Below are 22,632 nucleotides of genomic sequence, written 5' to 3' on the forward strand. Positions count from 1 at the left end.
CTCTCCATCGGTGTACTTATTATTGTGCATTCTTCCGGGCAATGACAAAGATCCTGCCAAGGGAATGCTCTATTCCGTTCTCGGTGGTAAAGGCCCTCAGTCTCTCTCCAATATCAGACTTTATCTGTTCCCGCAGGTCTTCCGGCACGTCGGACAGGTACTTCCCGAAGTTACTGGCCTCAGAGAACGCAAGGGCGGCCTGCGGAGTCGGATACGACCGGGTCTTCGTGGCCTGGTCAAGCCTCAGGATATCAAATCCTGAAGAAACAAGGAGCGAGCGCATGCTCGTTCGGGATACCAGGTTCTCATCAGCATAGTGCAGTCCGTGCGATTCCACGACCTCCTTCGTGATCTCCCTGAAAAGACCGGGAACCTCCTTATCAGGGTCTGAAATCCCCAACCGACCACCCGGTTTTAGAATCCTCTGGATGTGCAGAAGAACTGCGGCTTTCGCCTCGATACTCCGGATGTGGTGGAAGACAGCATTGAGATACACACAATCAAAACTGCAGTCGGAAAAGATCTGCAGGTCCCGGTCGCTGCCACGCAGGAACGTGACGGTGGGAGACGCGGCGACCTTCTGCCGGGCAATGGTGATGCGATACGGTGAGGGTTCAAGGCCGACCTGGTCGACAGCGTCCCCAAACGTGGTGAGGAGGTGCTCGATCAGTCGACCGGTCCCGCACCCAATGTCGAGTATTCGATCTCCTCTCCGTATTCCCAGTGCCTGTACGAGCTGGACGCCGTTTTCGAACTGGCTGGTGCTGGTCTGGTCGTATCGTTCTGCCAGAACCTGAGAATCAAACTGGGTACTGTTATCGGTCATACGCTCCACCAAATCCTCTCTATACTTCCGGAGGTTTCTCTTCTATACCTTTGTGATCAGATAACAGAGGCTTCGCGGCACGCTCCGGGTCGCACATCTCCGCAATAAAAACTCAACAATTATCCAATCGCCTGCCAAAGTACCATTACCATGACTCCCGATCCCAGGCAGGAGAGATCCCCCCGCACCCTGCAGTTCCTCCTCGGGCTCTGCATCCTCGGGCTCCTCATCCTGATCCCGATCGTCCTCGCCGGCCATCCGGCCGGCCCCGGCCTCACACCCCAGACCGATGCGACCGTGCATGTGAAGATCCTCGCGATCAACGACTTCCACGGGCAGCTGCCCGACGGGCAGAAACTGAACAAGGAACCGGCCGGCAGCGCCCCGGTGCTGGCTTCGTACCTGAATGCAACGATGAAATCGGAGAAGGCCGACGGCACCATCATCGCCCTGCCCGGGGACGTCGTCGGGGCATCGCCGCCCGAGTCCGGGCTGCTCCTCGACGAGCCGACGATGCTCTTCTTCAACTCCCTGGCCGGATCGAACAGCTCCGCCTCGCTCTCCGCACCTGACTCCACCACGTCCATCGTCGCAACGCTCGGCAACCACGAGTTCGATAAGGGGGTGCCGGAATTGATCAGAAAGATCGGCGGCGGGGACGGCACGACGAACATCACCCACCTCGTCGACCCGTACCCCGGCTCGAAATCCACCTATGTCTCGGCGAACGTGGTCTGGAAGGTCAACAACACCACGCTCCTCCCGCCCTATACCATCAAAAACGTCAGCGGGGTCCCCATTGCGTTCATCGGTGCGGATACGATGAACACCCCCCGCATCCAGAACGCTGCCGCCATCGCGGACGTGGCGTTCCTGGACGAGGCCGATTCGATCAACCGGTACATCCCGGAAATTCAACAGCAGGGCGTCCATGCGATCGTCGTCCTCCTCCACGAGGGCGGGGACCAGACCCCCTATGACGGCCCCACGCGGGCGAACGAGACCGTCACCGGGCGGGTGACCGAGATCGTGCCCAGGCTCGACACCGATGTCGACGTGGTCCTCTCCGGTCATACGCATGAGTTCACCAACGCCTACCTGAAGAACGCCGGCGGAAACCAGGTGCTCGTCACGCAGGCGTACATGTACAGCACGGGATTCGCCGATGTCGACCTCACCATCGACCGGGCGGGCGGGGAGATCGCGAACAAATCCGCACGGATCGTCCCGGTCTATGCGGATCAGTCCCCTGGCACCAGCCCTGACCCCGCCACCGCTGCATTCCTGGCAGCGGACGAACAGGCCGTCGCACCGATGGTGAACCAGGAGATCGGGGTGGCAGCGCAGAACATCACCCGGGAGCAGAACCCGGCCGGCGAATCGGCGCTCGGGGACCTGGTCGCTGATGAACTGCGGGATACGATGAAGGCGGACGTCGGGTTCGTGAGCGCCGGCTCGATACGGGCGGATCTCAGATCGGGAAATATCTCCTGGGGCGACCTGTATTCGATCCAGCCGTTCGCCGGCACGGTCGTCTCGATGACCCTCACCGGCGACCAGATCCGACGGGTCCTCGAACAGCAGTGGCAGGATCCGCTCCCCCCGCACAATCTCATGGTCTCGGGGCTGGCGTACACCTACGATCCGGCCAGACCTGCGGGCGTCAGGGTGACGGATGTGACGGTACGCGGCCTTCCGCTCGACCAGAACGCGACCTACACCGCTGCGACGGTCGACTTCCTCGCCGGCGGCGGTGACGGCTACACGACGTTCAAAGAGGGGAAGAATCTCACGAACGGGCCGAAGGATATCGATGCGCTGACATCGTACATCGGATCGCTCCCCCAGCCGGTGGACGTGGCCGTCGATGGCAGGATAGAACGGGTCGCCTGATACGGAAGATCGACCCGCCAGGGGGTCCCCCCCTCTGGTCACCCACCCGATACCGGTGGTGGGATGCTGAAGAAGACGACCATGACGCCTGCATTCGGATCGGCGGGATCCCGAATCGGGCATCTGCGGCAACCGGGAGGGATACCTCTCTCCTGCACCCGGGCGTAGTCACAACGTTTATCAGCTCAGACTGAGATCTCTCCATCGCCCCAGCTGGAGAGACAGACCATCTGTCGTGCTTCCCACGCGAGGTGCCAAGCCAATCCTTCTTTCGGGCACCAGCTCAACAACCGCCGCTTCAGAGCGGAGCGGCCAGGAGGAATTGATGCACCACATCTCATCTGCTTTTGGGCGCCTCCGCGCCCTGGCGCCGGCAGCGATACTGCTGCTCGCGCTCTGCCTGTTAGCCACCGGCGTTCAGGCCCAGACCGACCCCATGAACACCGCCGCCGCAGCCCCGATCTCCCAGGCCACCGGGGAACCCACGCTGGCAGGGTACGAAACACCGCTCATCGTCCGCAACGCCGATCAGATCGAGCCGGCCGTCTACGGATCCCGCATCATATGGCGGGAGATGCGGAACGATTACGGGGGGGACATCTACTCCTACGACCTGGTCTCCCACCTCGAACTGCCGGAGATCGCGTCGACGTCCAGCTATGGAAAGTACACCACAGGCGACTTTTACCCGGTCATATCGGACGCCGGCATCTTCGCTGTTTGGGGAGGCCGGTCCGACGCCGACATCAACAACGAGATCAAGGGCAGGACCCTTGCGGGGGAGCCGATCAACGTCACGCTGATCGGAGAACCCGCCTCCCGGCAAATCCAGGACCTCGCCATTGACGGAAACTGGCTGGTCTATGTGCTCAACAACGGCCGCCTGATCAAGTACGACACGACCACCCAGAACTACGATACTATTCAACAGACGACCAACGAGATCCGCTCACCCGATATCAGCGGCGACAGTACCGTCGTCTGGCAGGAGTACGACGGCAACGACTGGAACATCTACTGGTACAACCCGCAGGGGCAGGCCGTCCCCCTCGCGAACGACCCGGGCGACCAGGTGTCGCCGACGGTCGACGGGAAACACGTCGTCTGGGCGGATAACCGGAGTGGGAACTGGGACCTCTACACCGCCGACCTCTCCCAGCCGAACCCCGTGGGCGTCCCATGGCTCGTGGCACCCGGCGACCAGACTGACCCGCAGCTCAGCGGCGACCGGGTGGTCTGGCAGGACAACCGGAACGGAAACTGGGACATCTACCTGGGCAGCCTGGCGAGCGGCGCCGTGACCCCGGTCTGCACCGCGAACGGGGATCAGGAGGCGCCGGCCATCGACGGCGATCGCATCCTCTGGCAGGACAAACGAAACGGGAACTGGGATATCTACATGTTCACTCTCTCGACGACGGCCCCGGTGCCCGTCCCGACGCCGGCTCACCTTCTGATCACATCCCCCGGGACCTACTCGATCGCGGCCGACGGATATGACGGGAACGTCACGCCCATCGAGATCCGGTCGTCGGACGTCATCCTCGACGGGGGCGGCCATGTCGTCGACGGGTCCAGTCGGCCCGGCACCTGCGGGATACGGATCGGCGGCGACGCCGGGCCGCTCTCGAACATCGTCGTGAAGAACGTCCGGTTGACCAACTGGGAGACAGGGATCCGCGCCGACACCATCACCAGCTCTGTGATCGAGGCGTCGGAGATCAGTCATAATCCCCAGGGAATCGTCCTGGACAACACGCAGGACGTCCAGGTCAGGAATAACACGATCACTGCCAACGACAATACAGGGATCGTGGTGACGAACTCTGGAAATACATCCGTGTACGGGAACGATCTTCAGAGAACGGGTGACGGCTTCCTGCATCACTTCTCATCGACGATGGACCTTTACACCTTTGCCATCGTGCTCAATGACTCAGACGGCACCGTGATCTCGCACAACGACCTCGGCGGGGACTACGGCAGCCTGAACCTCGGGCCTTCGAACGCGACCCGCGTGACGGGCAACCAGCTCACCGGGAAGATATCCGGGATCTTTTCATTGTCGACGGTATACGGCCAGAGTGAAAACACTATCGTGGTCGACAACGTCTTCAGGAGTTGGGGATCCGGCCTGTACGGCTCACTGAGGAACGCGACCTGGAACACGGCCCCATCTCCGGGGCCGAACATCGTCGGCGGGCCGAAGATCGGTGGTAACTTCTGGGGGAAACTCGACGGAACGGGCTTCTCCGAGACCCACCCGGATGTGAACCGCGACGGGTTCTGCGACGAACAGTACATGAACGGGATGGGCGGCGTCGACCAGTTCCCGCTCGCGCCGTGGAACGGCCCTGCCCCCGGGCCGACGCCCTATCAACCGCTCTCCGTCCCGGGCCGGATCCAGGCCGAGGACTACAACCTCGGCGGTGAGGGGGTCGCCTACCACGACACCACACCAGGCAATGAAGGCGGGGTCTACCGGCAGGACGATGTCGACATCGAGACCACCGCGGGACTATCCACACCGAATGTCGGCTGGATCCGGAACGGCGAGTGGCTCACCTACACCGTGGACGTCACGCAGAACGGGACCTACTCGGTCACGGCCCGCGTGGCGAGCCCGAACAGCGGCAGAACCGTGGAACTTTCGGTCGACGGACAGTCCCCGACGACGATATCGGTCCCGAACACCGGATCCTTCGACGCCTACCGGGACGCCACCCCTCCGACCATGTACGCCGATCTCCCCCCGCAGACTCCCATCCCCGGACCCACGGGGATCTCCTTCCCGACCCCGGTCACGCTCACGGCCGGCCGGCACGTCCTGAAGCTGACCTTCTCGGGTGACGGCCAGAACCTCGACTGGCTCGAACTCAATCCGTTCGTCCCACCCACACCGATGCCGAACGGGCCGGCTCCCTATAAGCCGCTCGTGATCCCCGGCACGATCCAGGCCGAGGACTACAACCTCGGCGGTGAGGGCGTCGCCTACCATGACACCACGCCAGGCAACGAGGGCGGAGCCTATCGGCAGGACGACGTGGACATCGAGACCGCGAACGGTGTCACGAACGTCGGCTGGATCCGGAACGGCGAGTGGCTCACCTACATCGTGACGGTCCAATCGACCGGCGCCTACACCATGAGCGCCTGGATGGCGAGCCCGAACAGCGGCAGATCCATGGATCTCCTGGTCGACGGCGTTCAGACGGCGAGGATCATGGTTCCAAACACGGGCTCGTTCTCGACCTTCAAGATGAGCAGCCTCCTCATCACCCTCACCGCCGGGACCCATACCCTGAAGCTGACCTTCAGCGGCGACGGCCAGAACCTCGACAGGCTCGAGTTCATGACAGGTGCCGTGATGACGACGACGATACCAACCGGGCCCCCGGCCGGCGCTAGTTTCACGGCCACGCCGCTCTCGGCCCCGAAGGGGACCGCGGTCAGGTTCGCCCTGTCCCCGGCACCGGGACGAACCGTCCGTGCCGCCTGGTGGACCTTCGACAGCGTCAATCACGACAACACCTGGAACTCGCGGGAGACCAACCCGACGTTCTTCTACCCGGCCGCAGGATCCTTCTCGCCGCTCGTGAAGATCACCTACACGGACGGCTCGACCGAGACCGTTGAACATGCCAACTTCATCCAGGCCACCTGAGCCCACCCATCTTTTTCCATCCCACCTTTTTTGTCGACAGGAACAGAACAGCAGCGTTAAGTTATCGCTCGCCTACTGATTGATATGAGCCTTCTTGAGATCCTCTGGGCGTTTCTCTTTCCGCTGATCGGGGCGGTCGTCGCCCTGCTGCATATAACAAAAGAGCGGAAGACCGCTGATGCACATCGAAGACTGGAGATCGTCCTGATGTGGCAGCTCGTCTGCGGGCTCGGCCTCGCCATGCTCTGGGGCGGAATCGGCCACCTGCTCTTCGCCGACCGGGTCGCCGAATCGATCGGGTGGGCGACCGGCAGTCCCTTCCAGCAGGAGGTGGGCATGTGGGACGCATCGATCGGGATCTTAGGGCTCCTCTGCCTGAAGTTCCGGGACCAGTTCTGGCTTGCCACGATCATCGGCGGGGGATTGTTCCTCTTCTCTGCCGGCCTCGGGCATGTGTACCAGTTCCTGGCCTTCGGGGACGTCTCACCCAACAATATCGGTGGAGTGCTCTGGGTCGACCTCCTCTTTCCCCTGTTCCTCGGTGCACTGTACCTGCTCCACCGGCGAGGGAAGGCTGACGTTCAAACAATACGGTGACGACAGCAGGGGCTCGAGATCGGGATACCCACCCATCGGTCCGGCTGATGGAGAAGGCGGCGAATGGAATCCGTGGTAGTAGTATGCAGAGGAAGATGAGACAGACAGGTCCTGACCGGACCTGCCGACTCAGAAAAGGTGGTGAATGGGATGAAATCTCTGATTCAGGGTAGATGCTGATGCGGCGGTCGATCGCAGGACTGCTCTTCGTGAGAGTACTTCTCTGGCTGCCTCTCTTCTTCCTGCGGACTGAACCGGGTGAGCTGTGATAATGGTCTGCCGGAGGTGCGGTGGTTCTCTGTGAGAGGCCTCCGGGCAGGTTACCACACCAACCTGTTGCCGGCCGGATCATATATAATTCCAGGATGCCGGCGGGTATACTCCTCTGATCAGCGGTCCATTCCCAGAACCCGCCGGTCAAGGAAACGAACCGGACGATCAGGGCTGATGGAAGATCATGACATTCTCAACCGGTTCAAACCCGTTCTTCTCATAAACCCGCCGCCCGTCATCGCTGGAGAAGAGATACAGCCGTCGGATCCCCTGCTGCCGGCAGTACCGGGTCGCCGCTCGGGTGATCCTCTGCGCATATGCTTGATTTCGATACTCAGGTTCGGTGAAGATACTGTGAAGAAACGCGATCTTCGGAGAGAGATCGTGAGGGACCGGCACATAGGAGAGGATACTGATCGCTCCGCTGGAGACGATTCGGCCCGCCCGATCCACGACCCAGGCGACACACGCTCCGCTCTTCAGTTCTTCAGCCAGTTTCGCGGCATACGCCTGCTCGAGGTTCGCCAGGACTGCCGGGTCGACAGCCCGGTTCTGCTTCTCCCAGATCTCCTCAAACATCCTCCGGTGGTGCTGGGCCAGGCTCACCATGTCCTCCGGGGTGGCCGTTCGAACCGGGGGCTCGGGATCATCAACCCTCTGCATCGCCATGAGATTCCACGTGTACTGGAGATAGGGCGGAGTATCACAAGAACGTTTCATCAGGAACGGCTCACGCATCTGGAAGCAGGGCACGGCATCGAGGCGCGAAGGGCTACTGGATTTTTGCTCTTTGAGAAAACAGAGACGGACAGAACCTGACAAGGCCGGCCCGTCTCAGAAAAGGTGGTGAATGGGATGAAATCTCTGATTCTCGATGCATAGGTGGCGGTTGCTCCTCCTGAAGATCAGATCATCGATCTGATCGCAGGAGGGGAGGGGCACCGATGTGATACCGCATCGGCGTCCGGGCCGCGGAGTACGCTCCTTGTCGTACTCTCGTCCTCTGGTTCTATCCATGTCCCCAGTCTGTCGGCAGGACTGCTCTTCGTGAGAGTACTTCTCTGGCTGTTTCTCTTCTTCCTGCGGACTGAACCGGGTGAGCTGTGATAATGGTCTGCCGGAGGTGCGGTGGTTCTCTGTGAGAGGCCTCCGGGCAGGTTACCACATCAACCTGTTGCCGGCCGGGTCATATATAATTCCAGGATACCGATGGGCACACTTCTCTGATCAGCGGTCCATTCCCTGGACCTGGCGGTCAAGGAGACGGACAGCCAGGTCGAACGGATATGCTGGCGCTCTGCATTGTGGGTACATCGCCCGGCCTCCTCGACGATTGCGACATGGGCGACCGAAAACAGGAGCTTCGTCGTGGTTCAGGGGAACCGGGGCATCTGCAGAGATAGAGGGATCGCGGCTCTCTGATGACGAAGGGGCCGGAACGCCTGGCTTGATTAAAAAAAGGAGAGGGCCGTTTATCTGACGGTGATATAGCCGGTCTTCACCCTGGTGTTCGAGCCGGCGCTGTTCTTGACGATCTCAGTGACGGTGAAGGTACCGGCGGCCCAGTACCGGTGTTTTGGGTTCTTTTCTGTTGAGGTCGTACCGTCGCCAAACTTCCAGAGATACGATGTCGGGGTCCCGGTCGACCTGTCGGTGAACGAGACCGTCAGGGGAGCCCAGCCAGAGGTGACACTGGCCCTGAACTGGGCCACGGGTGCCTGGATCACAACAGGTGTTTGGGTCTCAGTAACCTGGACCACAGGCGTTTGAGTTTCAGTTGCCTGGACCACAGGCGTTTGAGTCTCTGCCGGCTGGGAAGGGGCCGAAGTTCCAGCGATCTGGATGTTCATGTTGTACGAGGGATAATAGGGACTCCCGGCGAGGACCGCCGGGTATGGGTTGCCCGCCGGGTTGGTGACCAAAAAGTTGGTGGCGGTCACATCATGGGAGTTGATCCCATAGAACGCCCACTTCTGTGCCCGGTCGGACTCGCAGTCGGTCAGTACAATGCTGTTGTAGTCGGTGGTCCGAAAACCGTATGTCGACCCGATATCACTGCACCGGATGGCTGTCGCCCCGTCCATCAGGTGAAATCCATAGAGGTTGGCCTGGGAGGAGCAGTCGATAAACTGCATGCTCGGGCTGCCGCCGATGAACCCCGCTGCATAGGTCGGGGTCTCGCTGGTCTTCTTCTGCCCGTTGTTGATGCTGACACAGTTCCGCAGGATCACATTGGTCTTCCGGGGGCTCTCCTCGAAGTGGAACCCGGACTCCCAGGATCCCTCGGCCCGGCAGTTCTCCACCAGCAGGTTTGTGATGTCGGTCGACTCGGCAAAGTCGAAGCCGGTGATCCAGGGGTTGAACTGAGAAGCCCGCCCGCAGTTGATGGCGGTGCAGCCCGAGTAGGTGATGTCAGAGACCGAGTTCGGTGAACCTTCACCTGCATTGATGAAACCATGCGACCAGCCATCGATCGCATTGCAGTTGGTGAAGGTGAAGTCGGTCAGTGCCTTGTTGAAAGAGTAGATGAGGAAGGCCCCCGACTTGGCGGTGTAGTCCCTGACAGTGACACCAGTCATCCTGACATGGCTGCCACAGATCAGGAACCCAGTCGGGCCGGTGGACTGAAGATTGCTGACGGAGTTGCTGCCGTCGACCTGGACCCATCCCTCACGGACGAATCTGAGGGTCGTGGTGTCTGCTCCACTGCCGATCAGGTTCACACCCGGAGTGAGTTCGATGGTGCCGGCGACCGTGAAGGTGCCGGCGAGGAGATAGACCTCTCCGCCGCTGGCTGCCACCCGTTTGATGGCCGCCTGGATCTCGGACTGATCATTGGATCCATCGCAGATGTACTGTGCTGAACTCTTTACCTGGCTGTTGCTGGCGGCAACAGTCACGCTTTCTGCACTGGCTGCCCCGGCCAGCCCTATCAGCAGGACCGCGGCAATCAGTGTGATTGTCATGAGATGCTTTTTCATATTCGATATGCTCCATTATTTTTTTAATGCAATTGAGTAAATTTTTCTAAGGGGCGTTTCTATAACAGATATTTAATATTTTGTGTAATATAGAACAATGTTACACCTTAATTTTTTACAATTTAATGGGAAATCCTGCCGGATTTCTGAGAAAAACAGATGGTAATGGATTATCGTGTGCATCCAGTATCTTCAGCAGCAAAGGGGCTGAGGCGCTCACCTCAGTCAGTCAAAAAATCTGTGAAACGAACAGTCCTCACAAAAACTTTTGAAAATCCCCACATATGATCCGTTTGAAAGTGGTTCAGATGAAAGTCGCTGATGATGACGCCTGAATATGGCTCTCCCGGGTGGTGCCGCATCGTGCCTGAGGGAAGGGACACCATCGAACGGATCGTCCCCTGGCGAGGGCCTGGACCCGGGTCGGGAACGCCTTCATCTTCACAGAATCATACCGCGGTACACGGTCACTCCCTGCAGAAGGAGAGATTATCTGCGCCAAATTTAATGGATAATCCCTGTTGATAGGGCGACGTTCAGGACAAAAAATAAGAACTGGATCCCCTCTTTCCCGGGTACCGTCACGGGACGGATCGCCGGCCCGTTCCGCTCTGCTCGAGGGCACGCTGCAGGCCGGCCACCTGCTCGATGAACGGCGAGGGGGGGCTGCTCGTCAGCAGGGGGCGGACATCCGGTTCGCACGCCAGCAATTCCTCCTCGTACGGCAGGTAGAACTGATCTGAGATGAGGTTGAGCGTGTCGCCGAGGATCGCCTGCACCTTCCAGATATCCCCCTCTGACCTGACCCGGTTGACGACCAGATGGATGGTAGGGATCCCCAGTTCATGGGCCAGGGTCGCGGCATGCTTCACCACCTGCACGGCGTTGAAGGTCGGGTCGGTCACCAGCACCGCCTGGTCGAACCCCTCGGCCATCGCCCGGCCGAAGTGCTCGACGCCGGCCTGGGTGTCCATCAGGATCACCTCGTGCTCCCGCAGGTTGATGTACCGCATCACCGACTCGAGGAGGGCGTTCTCCGGGCAGAGACAGCCGGCGGCGGCCGCGACGACCGTCCCCATCACCAGGATCTTCACCCCGCCCGGCCCCTCGACACCGAACCGTTCCACGACATCGGAGACGTCGGGGTTCAGGGAGAGCATCAGCCCCCACCCAGCCCCGGGACGGGCGCCGGTCTTCTCCTCCACGTAGTCGAGGTTCTTCGTCAGCGGGACGACCCGATCGCTTTCGGCCGGCGGGACCCCCACCGCATAGGGGAGGTTCATCTGCGGGTCCTCGTCGACGGCCAGCGTCGTGAACCCCCGCTCTGTGAAGAGGTGGGAGAGGAGGGCCGTCAGCGTGGTCTTCCCCACGCCCCCCTTGCCGGTGATGACGACCCGGAACCCCTGCTCGACTTTCGTATGATCATCGCTCTTGACTGTTCCGTCTTCGCGGATCGAATGCTGATGCTCCTCACACATGCCTGATCACTCCCCCGGTCTGCGCCAGGATCTCCTTTCGTGCAATCCCCTTTGCTCTGCAGGCAGGGCAGACCCCGTGCAGGTCGTCACGCAGGGGCGGGTCGAATCGTGCGGCTATCCGCTCGCCGAGCGAGACCGGCGCGAAGTATTCGCCGCAGACCCGGCACTGCGCCAGCGGCACCCTCGTCGAACCAAAGGACCGCATCACCCGTTCGCCACCGCTATCCTCGATCCTGACCGCGTCCGTCGGACAGACCCGGGCACAGGCCCCGCAGCCCAGACAGACCGGGTTCGCCTCGAAGAAGGGGGTGTTCACCACCGTGTAGGCACCCCGGTTGATGAAATTGATCGCACCGGCACCCATGAGTTCGTGACAGGCCCGGACGCAGAGCCCACAGAGGACGCACCGGTTCCCGAGGGGATCGGTGGGGTCGACCTTCCTGATGAACCGGGTCCTGGTCACCCCGTACCGAGCCGCCATCTCTTTGATCCGATCCGCCTTCGGGGCCTGGGCGAGGTAGAGCTCGAGGATGATCCGCCGGTGCCGCTCGATCTCCGGGGAATCGGTCACCACCGTCAACCCGTCGACGGCCCGCAGCGTGCAGGCCGTGGTCATCTCTCGCTTCCCCCGCTTCTCCACCTCGACCATGCAGAGCCGGCAGGCGCCGTAGGGGTCGAGGGCCTCCTCATAGCAGAGGTGAGGGATCGCGATCCCCTCGCGGGTCGCCACCGAGAGGAGGATCTCTCCCTCCTCTGCCCGGTATTCCACCCCGTTGATCGTCACCGTCACCAACCGCTTCGATTCGTCCATCAGCAGACCTCCCTGTGCATCATCGCTCGATCAACCCCTCGTATTCGTCCCTGAAGTAGGCCAGGGTGGTCAGCACCGGGTTCGGCGCCGACTGTCCGAGGCCGCAGAGCGAGGTCTTTGCGACCGTGTCGGCGAGGAGGGCGAGCGTCTCCAGGTCCTGCTCGGTCCCCTTGCCGGCCAGGAGCCGGTTCAGCAGCAGCAGGGTGTGCTTCAACCCCTCCCTGCAGGGGACACACTTCCCGCAGGACTCGCCGGTAGCGAAGTTGATGAAGTACCGGGCGATGTCGACCATGCCGGTATCCTCGTCCATCACGACGATCCCGCCGGATCCCATGATCGACCCGACCCGGTTCAGACTCTCGTAGTCCATCGGCGTATCAAAGAGCCGGACCGGGATGCACCCCCCCGAGGGGCCGCCGGTCTGCACGGCCTTCACCGCCTTTCCTCCGGCGCCGCCGTTGCCGATATTGATGACGATTCGTTCGAGGGTCGTCCCGAGCGGCACCTCCACCAGCCCGACCCGGTCGACCTTGCCGACGAGGGAGAAGACCTTGGTGCCGGTGTTCCCCGGGGCCCCGATCGCCGCGTACCAGCCGGCCCCCCGGCTGACGATCACCGGGACGTTGCACCAGGTCTCGACATTGTTCAGGTCGGTCGGCTTCCCCCAGAGCCCTTTATCGGTCAGCCGGGGCGGACGCGGATGAGGCCGGCCGGTCCTCCCCTCGATGGAGGCGACGAGTGCGGTCGACTCCCCGCAGACGAAGGCCCCGGCGCCGATGGCGAGCTGCAGGTCGAACCTGAACCCGGTGCCGAGGATGTCGTCGCCGAGCAGCCCGTACTCCCGTGCCTGTTCGATCGCCTTCGTCAGCCGTTCGATGGCCAGCGGGTACTCGGCCCTGATGTAGATCACCCCCGTCTTCACCCCGCCGATGGCGTAGGCACCGAGGATCATCCCCTCGATCAGCATATGGGGATCGCTCTCCATCTCGTTCCGGTTCATGTAGGCCCCGGGATCGCCCTCGTCGGCGTTGCAGATGATGTACTTCTCCGTGGCCGTCTCCTTTCGCGTGATCCGCCACTTCAGCCCGGTCGGGAAGCCGGCGCCGCCCCGGCCCCGCAGCCCGGACCGCTCCACCACATCGATGACGGCCTCCGGCTCCATCGTCGTCAGGGCCGAGAGGGCGGCCGAGTACCCGCCCACGGCGACATACTCCTCGATATCCCCGGGATCGATCAGCCCGGCGGCCCGCAGGATCACCTTCTGCTGGTATCTGAAGAACGGGACGTCTGCATAGAGCGGAATGTCGGGGAAACCCTCCCCGAAGATCAGCGGGGGTCCGATGATCGGGTCCCAGGTCGGGATCCGGCAGAGGGCCAGTTCTGCGGGCACCTCCTCATTCAGGACCGCCCGGACGATCGAATCGACGTCGTCGACCGTCACCCGGTGCAGGATCACGAGCGGCTTTTCGGGGATGGCGACGTTCACCAGAGGCTCCTCCCGGCAGTAGCCGAAACATCCCACCCGGGTGAGGGCGATGTCCAGACCCCTGGACTCGATCGCCTGGCGCAGACGGTCGTAGACCTGGTCGCCACCGACCGCCTTGCCACAGGTGGCCAGCCCCACAGCGATGCGGGGCCGGTCCGGGATCAGTCTCCGAAGGCCGGCCTGCCGGACATTCTCGAGATCGTCTGCTGTTCTGATCTTCATCGCTGCCACCCGTATCCTTCGAGAATCCCGGGGAGGCTCTCGGGGGTGATATACCCGTAGAGGTTCCCATCGACCCGCAGCACCGGCGCGATGCTGCAGGCGCCGAAACACCGGGCAATCTCCAGCGTGAACCGGTTGTCCTCAGTCGTGAGGGAGAACTTTCCGTCCTCCGTGGCAGTCTCACCCTCCAGGTGCAGCAGGTCCTGCAGCGTTTCAAGGAGGGAGACCGCCCCCTTCACATGGCAGGCCGTCCCCATGCAGACCGTGATCACATGCTCGCCCACCGGCTTCAGGCTGAAGAGGGCATAGAAGGTCACCAGGCTGTAGAGGTCCGAGAGCGGGAGGTCCAGCTTCTGCGAGAGGGTCTCCAGCACGTCCCGGGGGATGTATCCTTCCCGGCGCTGCACCTCGCTGATTATCCCGAGCACCCTTCCGGTGGGAGAGGCGTAGCCGGCGATGATCTGATCGAGTACCTGTTCTTCCATCGTCTCCTCGCAAAAAAGTCAGTGGTTCAGGCGGTCAGATCCCGAGCGCCTGTCGCTTCCGATCGATCTCCGCCTCGAGCAGGTCGGCCGCCTTGACGGGGTCAGGTTCGACCGCGAAGGAGGCGTTCACCACGCCAGTCAGTTGACTGGCGAGGAGGGAGAGGACATTCTGGCTGCCGAAGATCTTCGGGGGGACCCCGAGCACCGTGTAGACACCCGATGAGACGAAGTAGGTCCCGATCGCGATCGCCTTCTGCGAGTACCATTCAGGGGCGGCCCCCCCGAGCGGCAGATCGCCGATCCCCACACCCAGTTCGTCCGCCACATGTGCGGCCATCACCAGGATCCGCGAACAGTCGACACAGGAGCCCATGTGCAGCACCGGCGGGATCCCGAGGGCCTTGCAGACCGCCTTGAGCCCGTCCCCGGCCAGGTCCGCCGCTTCAGGAACCAGGAGGCCGGCCTTTCCACTCGCGATAGCCGCACACCCGGTCTCGACGACGAGGATGTTCCGCCTGATCAGTTCCCTGCCGAGGGCGATGTGCCCGGAGTCCTCCCGGATCTTCGGGTTGTTGCAGCCGACCACCCCCACGACCCCCTTGATCGTGCCGGCAACGATCGCATCGATCAGAGGTTTATAAGTTCCTCCGAGGGCCTTCCGGATCGCCTCCTCCGAGAACCCGGCCATCACCTGGACCGGCCGGTCCGGAATCCTGACCCGGTTCGGGTCCCTGGCGGCGAAGTTCTCGATAGCCATCCCTACAATCTCCCTGGCCGTGTCCAGCGCCGTCTCGGGCCTGAACTCCTTGTAGATCGAACCCGGCACCTTGGACTTCTCACTGGTGGCCACGACCTTCGTGTGATAGCAGCTGGCCGTCGCCGTGATGGACGGGAAGATGCACTGGTAGTCGATCACCATCACCTCCACGGCCCCGGTGGCGATGGCCAGTTCCTGGTCCAGGATCGTGCCGGCGATCGGGATCCCGTGCCTCATCAGCACCTCGTTCCCGGTGCAGCACATCCCCACCAGGTTGATGCCGGCCGCACCCTTCGCCCGGGCCGCCTCCTTGGCCGCCGGCTCCTCCACCGCCTTGAGGATCATCTCAGAGAGGACCGGGTTGTGTCCGTGGAGGACGATATTGACCTTGTCCCTGCTGAGCGTGCCCAGGTTCACCCAGGACCTGACCGGCGTCGGGGTCCCGAAGAGGATATCGGAGCAGTCGGTCGCCATCATCGACCCGCCCCAGCCGTCAGAGAGCGAGGTCCGCATCGCGTGCAGCAGGATGTTCAGGTAATCGGCGTCGACCCCCATGTGCACCCGGTGCATCGCTTCCACGACCTCCCGGTCCACGCCCCGGGGGGTGATGTTCAGGTTCTGCCAGACCGTCCGGGTCTTCTCCGGGGCCCGGTCGACCAGCTGGATCCGGTTCTTGATCGATCCGAACTCCTCGAGCATCCCCCGGGCGAGGTCGCCGGCGATCGCTGCGTCATCCCGCCCCTCGGTCGGAATCCCGTACTCTTCGGCGATCAGGTGCAACTTCGCCGCGTCGGTGATCTGGTAGCCCTGGGCCTTCCCCTCTGCGGTGTGGAGGAGCGTCTCGACGACCTCCCGGCCGTGATCCGAGTGGGAGGCCGCACCGACGGCGAGGTCGTCGAGCAGGTTCCTCGCCACGATCGTGTCCGCCGTCGCCCCGCAGACACCCCGCGTCGGCGTTCCACCGAAGGGATCGATCCGGCAGGGTCCCATCGAGCAGTTGTTGCAGCAGAGTCCGAGCTGTCCGAACCCGCACTGCGGCTGCTGAGCCTGCAGCCGGTCCCAGGCGGTCTCGACCCCGTCTTCGATCGTCTTCTCGATCATCATCTGGCTGGTCCTGTCCAGCGCCCGCTTCTCTGCCACCTTCTTTATCGCAATTGGATCATACATTGTCTTCACCCTCCACGCTCTCCATGATCATAAATCCGCCAGTGCTCCCATGATCTCCCGGAACGCCCGGATGTTCTCGGGCATCGAGGGAACCTCGCCAACCGGTTCCCGGGCCGGTTCCCGGACCGGTTCCCGGGAGAGAAGAAGTTTGATCGAGAAGTCATGGCTGCTCTTTCGGATCAGGTCGTTGACCTCTCCGAACTCCAGCGCCCCGGTCTTGCAGGCCTCGGCGCAGGCAGGGATCACACCGTTCTGCTGCCGGTCGATACAGTTGTCGCATTTTGCATTCACGTCGCGGGGAAGGTCCACCTGTCGCACCCGCTCGAACCGGATCACCCCGAACGGACAGGCCATCGCACAGACGGCACAGTCGATGCACCGGCTGTAGTGGATGGCGACCGAACCGGTCGACTGGTCCCGGTACAGGGCATCCGTCGGGCAGACCTGCATGCACGGGGCCGGGTCGCAGTGCCGGCACCGGTTCGGGAAGGTCAGGTAGTCGACAACCTCAACATGAACACGTGGTCTCGAGATCGGCTCCTCGTTTCGTGCGCTGAACAGGTCTCTGCTCGCAGAGTGCTCGACGGCACAGGCCACCTCGCAGTGCCTGCAGCCGATACAGCGCTCAGCCCGTACAAATACAGTCTTCATTACGTGCCTCCTCCTCATTCCGTGGACGACCGTCGACCCGAACTCCACAGCATCTCCCAGGATAGTAACTCCATCAGCAACCTTTGTATATACTGCTTTTGATAGGACGGTTCGGCGTTAATTTCCGCAGATCCTGACCCCTGGACCCATCGATGCCCGATATGCGCCGATCCGCCGGAGGTGAACCGGACAGGAGCCGTGCCGGGGACCGATCCGATCAACATGCGAGAAAATGCGGGGAGGAACGAGGAAACGCATCAAAATCCTCTGCGCGGAGAGAAGAGAGAGGATGCCCGGTGAGGGGGCCGATATCAAGGGTCACATCCGCTTGAAAGTATCCGGTTCCTGCCAATCAACTGGCACCCAGTCATTCAGAGATTGAGTCTACGACAACAGATCCTCTAAAAAGGAAAAGAGATCTCCATCTACAGACGATTGAAGAGGAGGACGATATCATTGAAGTCGATCATGCCATTGGTATTGAAGTCAAACGCATTCGTTGGTTCATTTTCGGCGATCCAATCCATCTGGTTGAAATACAGCACCACGTCATTGAAATCAGAGATCAGGTTTCCGTCCAGATCCCAGTAGAGTCCGTCATTATCCGGGCTGGTCGGGACACCCACACCCCCCGAGACCCTGATGACCGGGGCTGTTGGTAGAACGAATGTTTCAACCCTGTTGTTCCACGCGTCGGTCACATAGACCGTGCCGGCACCATTAACCGCGATTCCATACGGCCAGTTGAACTGTCCATTTCCGGTGCCGGAGGTGCCCCATGCGGCGATGAAGACGCCATCTGAGGTGAACTTCTGGACACGATTGTTCCACGCATCGGTCACATAGACCGTGCCGGCACCATCGACCGTGATACCCCACGGCCAGTTGAACTGCCCAGCACCCGAACCGGGGACACCCCATGCGGCGATGAAGGCGCCCGACGAGGTGAACTTCTGGATCCGGTTGTTCCACCTATCGGCCACGTAGACAGTGCCGGCACGGTCAACCGCGATACCGTAGGGCTCGTCGAACTGCCCGGCACCTGAACCGGTACTGCCCCACGCGGTGATGAAAGCGCCCGACGAGGTGAACTTCTCGATACGATTATTCCATGAATCGACGACATAGACATTGCCGGCAGTGTCCACTGCGAGACCAGAAGGAGAGTTGAACTGCCCAGGCCCTGAACCGGAACTGCCCCATGCGGTGATGAAGGCGCCCGACGAGGTGAACTTCTCGATACGATCGTTCAGTCTGTCTGCCACGTAGACAGTGCCGGTGCCGTCAACCGCGATACCATCTGGGTTGTTGAACTGCCCAGGCCCTGAACCAGAACTGCCCCATGCGGCGATGAAGGCGCCCGACGTGGTGAACTTCTCGATTCGATCGTTCCGTGTATCGGCCACGTAGACAGTGCCGGCTCTGTCTACCGCGACACCACCTGGATTGGTGAACTGCCCGGCTCCAGACCCCAGGCTCCCCCACTGTGCTGAGTACACGTACTCCCCTGCTGCCACCACGACCTGAACGCTGCAGCACAACAGCAGCAGGATACAGATGGTATTGAAAAGATATTTCATTCAAACCCACCACTACGAGCCTCTTAAGCAGCTCAATTCTATAAAGGTCTTCTCAGGTTTTACCAGAAGATAGTATCCCACCCATCGTTCGCAGCATCATTTTAGGGGGATTTAACAGGACGTGCGAAAGAATGTGAAAGGAGAAGCGGGGTTTTTCCTGGTTCGAGCCAGGAACTGCCGGCTGCATCGCCTTTTGGGATCGCGACTTATCGTAAGATAAGATTGTATACATCGATAATCTGCTTTACAATACTCTCCCACATAAATTGATCTGCATACGCGAGGATCGCCTCCCGATCCCATTCCATGTCCAGCGCCAGCAGAATCTTCTCCGCCAGGCTCTCCGGGTCTGCAGGCTCGACCAGGAGACCATAGGTATCAGATGTGATAATCTCCGGAATCCCGCCGACTCTCGTCCCCACAAATGGTTTCCCACAGCCAAGGGCTTCGAACATGACGGTCGGGTTACCCTCATTGAGACTCGGCAAAACAAAGAGATCACAGGCGTTCATCCAGATAGGAATCTCGTTGTGAGATTTTCCGCCGGCAAGCAGGACGTAGTCTTCAAGTCCCAGAGATCGGATCTGGTTCTCAAGGGCTGTTTGAAGTTTCCCGTCACCGACGATCACGAAGAGAACATCTTTTCGCTTTGCAATGACCCCCCGGGCGGCTTCGATAAAATACGTATGACCCTTCACAGGATCAAAGTATCCCACCGTAAGAATAATCCGCTTTTCCTGAGGGAGATTGAGCGTCCGTCTGCACTCTAATGTGTCACAGGGATAGAAGAGATCACTCCTGAAGCCGTTTGGAATGACAGTAACCGGCGTAGAGACGTTCAACTTTTTGATGCACGCGAGATTGCTCTGACTAACGGTGATGAGATGATCTGCAGTGTTCAGTACATATTCGATTTTCTCTCTCCATTCTCGATCCTTAAAGGGGAGTGAGTAAATGTCATAGCCGTGTACTGTAACCACGAAAGGAACACCATATTTTTCCTTGAGGCGAGCACCGGCGTAGCCTGCGGACCAGGTGAAATGGCAGTGAATGAAATCAAATTTGATCTCATTCTTCTGTATTAGAGATTCGACACGAGCATACTGTTTCTCACCCAGATTTTTGTAACATCTATCCGTTGGGAGATACCAGATCGGAGTTGGATACACATGCGTATTTTTTGAAATATCAGTCCGGTCGATTTTTTGTGCAGAAGAAAATCGCTCAATCTTGAGGATCGGGAGATATTTCCCGAGGTCAGCAAATGGGTTTATCCTCACGGAGACATGTATCGACGCGACACGCGGTGCGATAAGATCGAACGGATCTTTCTGAAAATTGTTATATGCATGACAGATCACGAGCAGGTTTCTCCCTTCAATTTTATCTTTCAAAAAAAAGGGATCTGGGCACTCCCAAAGTTGTTCCTTTTCCGATCGCAGGGTAGCCAATTTATCTCCATCATTCAGCAGGTTCGTCACGTTCACGACCACCGGGGAGGTCAGAGATCCTTCCTCGGTCTCCAGAGAGAGAAACCACAAACAGAGATCTGGGCTCGCCCGGAAGACTGCACAGTCGATGCCTCATAGTGCTCATCAGTACTCCCGTTTGAGATGAGGACTCCCGGGTTCTGATCAGTCTCATTGAAGAATTCCCTCAGCCAGGTTTCCAGATTAATCCACTTCCAGATTGTGTCACCGATGTTAATTTTTCTCTGGAGATGCAGATTATAAAGCCTCTCAATTTCCTTCCAGTTCCAGTATGGTCGACTCTTGAATTTATCAGAGTAGATAATATCCCTGCAAAAATCAACAATTTGCTTCTTTCGGAAAAAATCATCGGTCGGAGTAGCAAATCCCACCTTATCTTTCCGATCTCTTACCATCGGCGGCAGACAATCTTTAACCGCTTCTAAAAATATTACTTTAGTTCTTCCATTTGCAATTTTTTTATCTGAACGAAGAGACATTGCAGCCTCAACCAGATTTACATCCAGAAATGGAGGTCTGCTTTCTATGCTCCATCGCATGGAATTTTTATCCTCCCATCGTAAGAGATGGGGAATTGCAGTTGAGTAAAGTGTAAGTGAAAGGCTCTCTGGAAGAGTCATCCTTCGCCATCGGGGATCCATCTCTCCATCACATTTCTCCAACAGATATTCCTTATTAATCCAGGAGGCAGTGAAAGACTTCCAGATATGATATTTAAGAAACTCGGGTAGCAGCAGAAATACAAACATCTTCTGAGGATATAAATCTTTAAAATTATTCTGGTATTTTCGCATCTCTCTTCCAAGGGTTAAAAATTTACCTCCAATTAATAATTCGTAGAAATAATACGCAAAATAATAATTGTAACCTGCAAAGATCTCATCCCCTCCCTGTCCATCAAGCAGCACTTTTGCTTTGTGCTGGTGGGCGAGTTTCATAACACAGTACTGTGCATATGGACTCAGTCCGGTTACCGGCTCTTCCTGAGCCCGAACAAAGTCTTCGAACTCCAGTAAAAACTCCTTTTCTGATAGTTGTGTGAAAAATTGCTGAACATTGGTTTTTTTTCCCACCTCAATTATATACTTACTTTCATCAAGGAAAAAACCGGGAACGACTAGGGAGAACGTATTAAATTTGTCCGTTAATATTGTATTCAGTGTACTTACAATAGTGGAGGAATCAATACCACCACTCAAACAGCTTCCTATCGGTACATCAGCTATAGTCCGTAACCGTATGCTCTCAACAAAAGATTCCTGGATTGTGCGGGTATCTACATCCTCTCTCTTGGCCGGATAGTACCATTTATGTACACGGAATTGTTTTTTTGAGAGATCATAGATTAACAAAGAATCCTGGGGAATTTTCTCGATATTTGTGAAGAAGGTGTAATTTTTATGGTCCTCCAAATTATGTGCAAGATATTCCATGATTGCACGTTCATGAGGAGATATCGATAATTTATGACAGAGAATTGCCGATATCATGGACGAGAAGATAATTCCCCTGTCATCGATGTGGTAATAAAGTGGTTTGATCCCGAATTGATCGCGGCCAAGAATTATCGTATTATCTCTCTTATCATAGATGGAAAAGGCCCACATACCATTGAATTTTTTAACACAATCGAGTCCATATTCTTCATAAGCATGGACTATAACTTCAGTATCAGTATTGCTCTTAAAAAGATGTCCTTTTTCAATTAGATCGGTTCGTAACGTCTGAAAATTATATATCTCCCCGTTGAAGACAATCCAGATTGATTGATCCTCATTGGACATGGGTTGGTGACCATTATCTGAGAGATCGATGATCGAAAGTCTTGAATGTCCTAAAGAGAACGAACTATCACAGTACACTCCCTGATCATCCGGCCCTCTATTCTTTGTAATCTGATTCATTTCAGTAATTAGACCGACATCCTCCCATGAGAAACCATTAATTCCACACATAATATCTCCATATTTTTCTTGTCAGGATGATGTTCATTATAATTATAACATTTAATGCATTCCCTGGTTTTCAAATTCCGAAGAGGTCACATCAACCCTACCGTCTGATATGCTCTTCTCCTGCTCAGTCATCAGCGATATAATCATCCCCAATCTCCGTTGCTGCCGCAAGACGGTACAAAATCTTCAGGTTCTCTGAGGAATATTATGGCGGGGATATCTTCAGAATCACTGAAGTTCTCCATCTCTCTCCAGACTTTTGATGATGCTCGTAACAGCGACCTTTGCCTCATAGATACACATCTCGACCTTTTGA

Annotated in this window: 15 protein-coding genes; 3 read left to right on the forward strand and 12 right to left on the reverse strand. The window is 58.6% G+C overall.

The annotated features are described in order from the left end of the window. Positions 1-19: 19 nt before the first annotated feature. Positions 20-835 (reverse strand): class I SAM-dependent methyltransferase, encoded by an 816-nt coding sequence (locus tag ACFKSJ_RS05355; RefSeq protein WP_440951225.1) that lies wholly within the window; start codon positions 833-835, stop codon positions 20-22. 141 nt (positions 836-976) lie between these two features. Here ACFKSJ_RS05355 and ACFKSJ_RS05360 point away from each other — a divergent pair, with 141 nt between their 5' ends. From ACFKSJ_RS05360 to ACFKSJ_RS05370, 3 genes are all read left to right on the forward strand, one after another. After that, on the forward strand, positions 977-2,719 hold the full coding sequence (locus ACFKSJ_RS05360) for a bifunctional metallophosphatase/5'-nucleotidase (RefSeq protein ID WP_440951226.1): 1,743 nt from the start codon (positions 977-979) through the stop codon (positions 2,717-2,719). Positions 2,720-3,044: 325 nt separating this feature from the next. Continuing rightward, positions 3,045-6,383, forward strand: coding sequence for a carbohydrate-binding protein (locus tag ACFKSJ_RS05365; protein ID WP_440951227.1), 3,339 nt, complete (start codon positions 3,045-3,047; stop codon positions 6,381-6,383). Between the two features lie 84 nt (positions 6,384-6,467). After that, a complete protein-coding gene (locus ACFKSJ_RS05370; RefSeq protein WP_440951228.1) occupies positions 6,468-6,980 on the forward strand; it encodes a DUF6790 family protein in 513 nt (170 codons plus the stop codon). Between the two features lie 438 nt (positions 6,981-7,418). On the opposite strand, the gene ACFKSJ_RS05375 is transcribed toward ACFKSJ_RS05370, so the two are convergent. From ACFKSJ_RS05375 to asnB, 11 genes are all read right to left on the reverse strand, one after another. Continuing rightward, positions 7,419-7,916 carry a GNAT family N-acetyltransferase gene (locus ACFKSJ_RS05375; protein WP_440951229.1) on the reverse strand — a complete coding sequence of 166 codons (498 nt, stop codon included), beginning with the start codon at positions 7,914-7,916 and terminating at the stop codon, positions 7,419-7,421. Between the two features lie 809 nt (positions 7,917-8,725). Continuing rightward, on the reverse strand, positions 8,726-10,219 hold the full coding sequence (locus ACFKSJ_RS05380; RefSeq protein WP_440951230.1) for a PKD domain-containing protein: 1,494 nt from the start codon (positions 10,217-10,219) through the stop codon (positions 8,726-8,728). A 596-nt stretch (positions 10,220-10,815) separates the two neighbouring features. Continuing rightward, on the reverse strand, positions 10,816-11,712 hold the full coding sequence (locus ACFKSJ_RS05385) for a nucleotide-binding protein (protein WP_440951231.1): 897 nt from the start codon (positions 11,710-11,712) through the stop codon (positions 10,816-10,818). Beyond that, positions 11,705-12,523, reverse strand: a complete 819-nt coding sequence (locus ACFKSJ_RS05390) for a 2Fe-2S iron-sulfur cluster-binding protein (protein ID WP_440951232.1) — start codon at positions 12,521-12,523, stop codon at positions 11,705-11,707. Before ACFKSJ_RS05390 ends, ACFKSJ_RS05385 begins: the two co-directional genes overlap by 8 nt. A gap of 19 nt (positions 12,524-12,542) precedes the next feature. Next, on the reverse strand, positions 12,543-14,231 hold the full coding sequence (locus tag ACFKSJ_RS05395) for an NADH-ubiquinone oxidoreductase-F iron-sulfur binding region domain-containing protein (protein WP_440951233.1): 1,689 nt from the start codon (positions 14,229-14,231) through the stop codon (positions 12,543-12,545). After that, on the reverse strand, positions 14,228-14,716 hold the full coding sequence (locus tag ACFKSJ_RS05400) for an NADH-quinone oxidoreductase subunit NuoE family protein (RefSeq protein ID WP_440951234.1): 489 nt from the start codon (positions 14,714-14,716) through the stop codon (positions 14,228-14,230). Before ACFKSJ_RS05400 ends, ACFKSJ_RS05395 begins: the two co-directional genes overlap by 4 nt. 34 nt (positions 14,717-14,750) lie before the next feature. Beyond that, a complete protein-coding gene (gene cooS, locus ACFKSJ_RS05405; protein WP_440951235.1) occupies positions 14,751-16,640 on the reverse strand; it encodes an anaerobic carbon-monoxide dehydrogenase catalytic subunit in 1,890 nt (629 codons plus the stop codon). Between the two features lie 27 nt (positions 16,641-16,667). Next, positions 16,668-17,291, reverse strand: a complete 624-nt coding sequence (locus ACFKSJ_RS05410) for a 4Fe-4S dicluster domain-containing protein (RefSeq protein ID WP_440951236.1) — start codon at positions 17,289-17,291, stop codon at positions 16,668-16,670. A 425-nt stretch (positions 17,292-17,716) separates the two neighbouring features. Continuing rightward, entirely contained in the window at positions 17,717-18,871 is a 1,155-nt protein-coding gene (locus ACFKSJ_RS05415; RefSeq protein WP_440951237.1) for a 6-bladed beta-propeller, read from the reverse strand. 206 nt (positions 18,872-19,077) lie between these two features. Then, positions 19,078-20,352, reverse strand: coding sequence for a glycosyltransferase (locus tag ACFKSJ_RS05420; protein ID WP_440951238.1), 1,275 nt, complete (start codon positions 20,350-20,352; stop codon positions 19,078-19,080). Between the two features lie 20 nt (positions 20,353-20,372). Further along, positions 20,373-22,316, reverse strand: a complete 1,944-nt coding sequence (gene asnB, locus ACFKSJ_RS05425) for an asparagine synthase (glutamine-hydrolyzing) (protein WP_440951239.1) — start codon at positions 22,314-22,316, stop codon at positions 20,373-20,375. Between the last annotated feature and the right edge of the window lie 316 nt (positions 22,317-22,632).

The sequence above is a fragment of the Methanosphaerula subterraneus genome, assembly GCF_052055875.1.
Taxonomy (GTDB): domain Archaea; phylum Halobacteriota; class Methanomicrobia; order Methanomicrobiales; family Methanospirillaceae; genus Methanosphaerula; species Methanosphaerula subterraneus.

Excerpts from the sequence above, each read along its gene's own strand:
- ACFKSJ_RS05400 (WP_440951234.1), bottom strand. The coding sequence starts at position 14,716 with ATGGAAGAACAGGTACTCGATCAGATCATCGCCGGCTACGCCTCTCCC.
- ACFKSJ_RS05415 (WP_440951237.1), bottom strand. The coding sequence starts at position 18,871 with ATGAAATATCTTTTCAATACCATCTGTATCCTGCTGCTGTTGTGCTGC.
- ACFKSJ_RS05390 (WP_440951232.1), bottom strand. The coding sequence starts at position 12,523 with ATGGACGAATCGAAGCGGTTGGTGACGGTGACGATCAACGGGGTGGAA.
- ACFKSJ_RS05370 (WP_440951228.1), top strand. The coding sequence starts at position 6,468 with ATGAGCCTTCTTGAGATCCTCTGGGCGTTTCTCTTTCCGCTGATCGGG.
- ACFKSJ_RS05375 (WP_440951229.1), bottom strand. The coding sequence starts at position 7,916 with ATGCAGAGGGTTGATGATCCCGAGCCCCCGGTTCGAACGGCCACCCCG.
- ACFKSJ_RS05410 (WP_440951236.1), bottom strand. The coding sequence starts at position 17,291 with ATGAAGACTGTATTTGTACGGGCTGAGCGCTGTATCGGCTGCAGGCAC.
- cooS (WP_440951235.1), bottom strand. The coding sequence starts at position 16,640 with ATGTATGATCCAATTGCGATAAAGAAGGTGGCAGAGAAGCGGGCGCTG.
- asnB (WP_440951239.1), bottom strand. The coding sequence starts at position 22,316 with ATGTGTGGAATTAATGGTTTCTCATGGGAGGATGTCGGTCTAATTACT.
- ACFKSJ_RS05395 (WP_440951233.1), bottom strand. The coding sequence starts at position 14,231 with ATGAAGATCAGAACAGCAGACGATCTCGAGAATGTCCGGCAGGCCGGC.
- ACFKSJ_RS05360 (WP_440951226.1), top strand. The coding sequence starts at position 977 with ATGACTCCCGATCCCAGGCAGGAGAGATCCCCCCGCACCCTGCAGTTC.
- ACFKSJ_RS05380 (WP_440951230.1), bottom strand. The coding sequence starts at position 10,219 with ATGACAATCACACTGATTGCCGCGGTCCTGCTGATAGGGCTGGCCGGG.
- ACFKSJ_RS05365 (WP_440951227.1), top strand. The coding sequence starts at position 3,045 with ATGCACCACATCTCATCTGCTTTTGGGCGCCTCCGCGCCCTGGCGCCG.
- ACFKSJ_RS05385 (WP_440951231.1), bottom strand. The coding sequence starts at position 11,712 with ATGTGTGAGGAGCATCAGCATTCGATCCGCGAAGACGGAACAGTCAAG.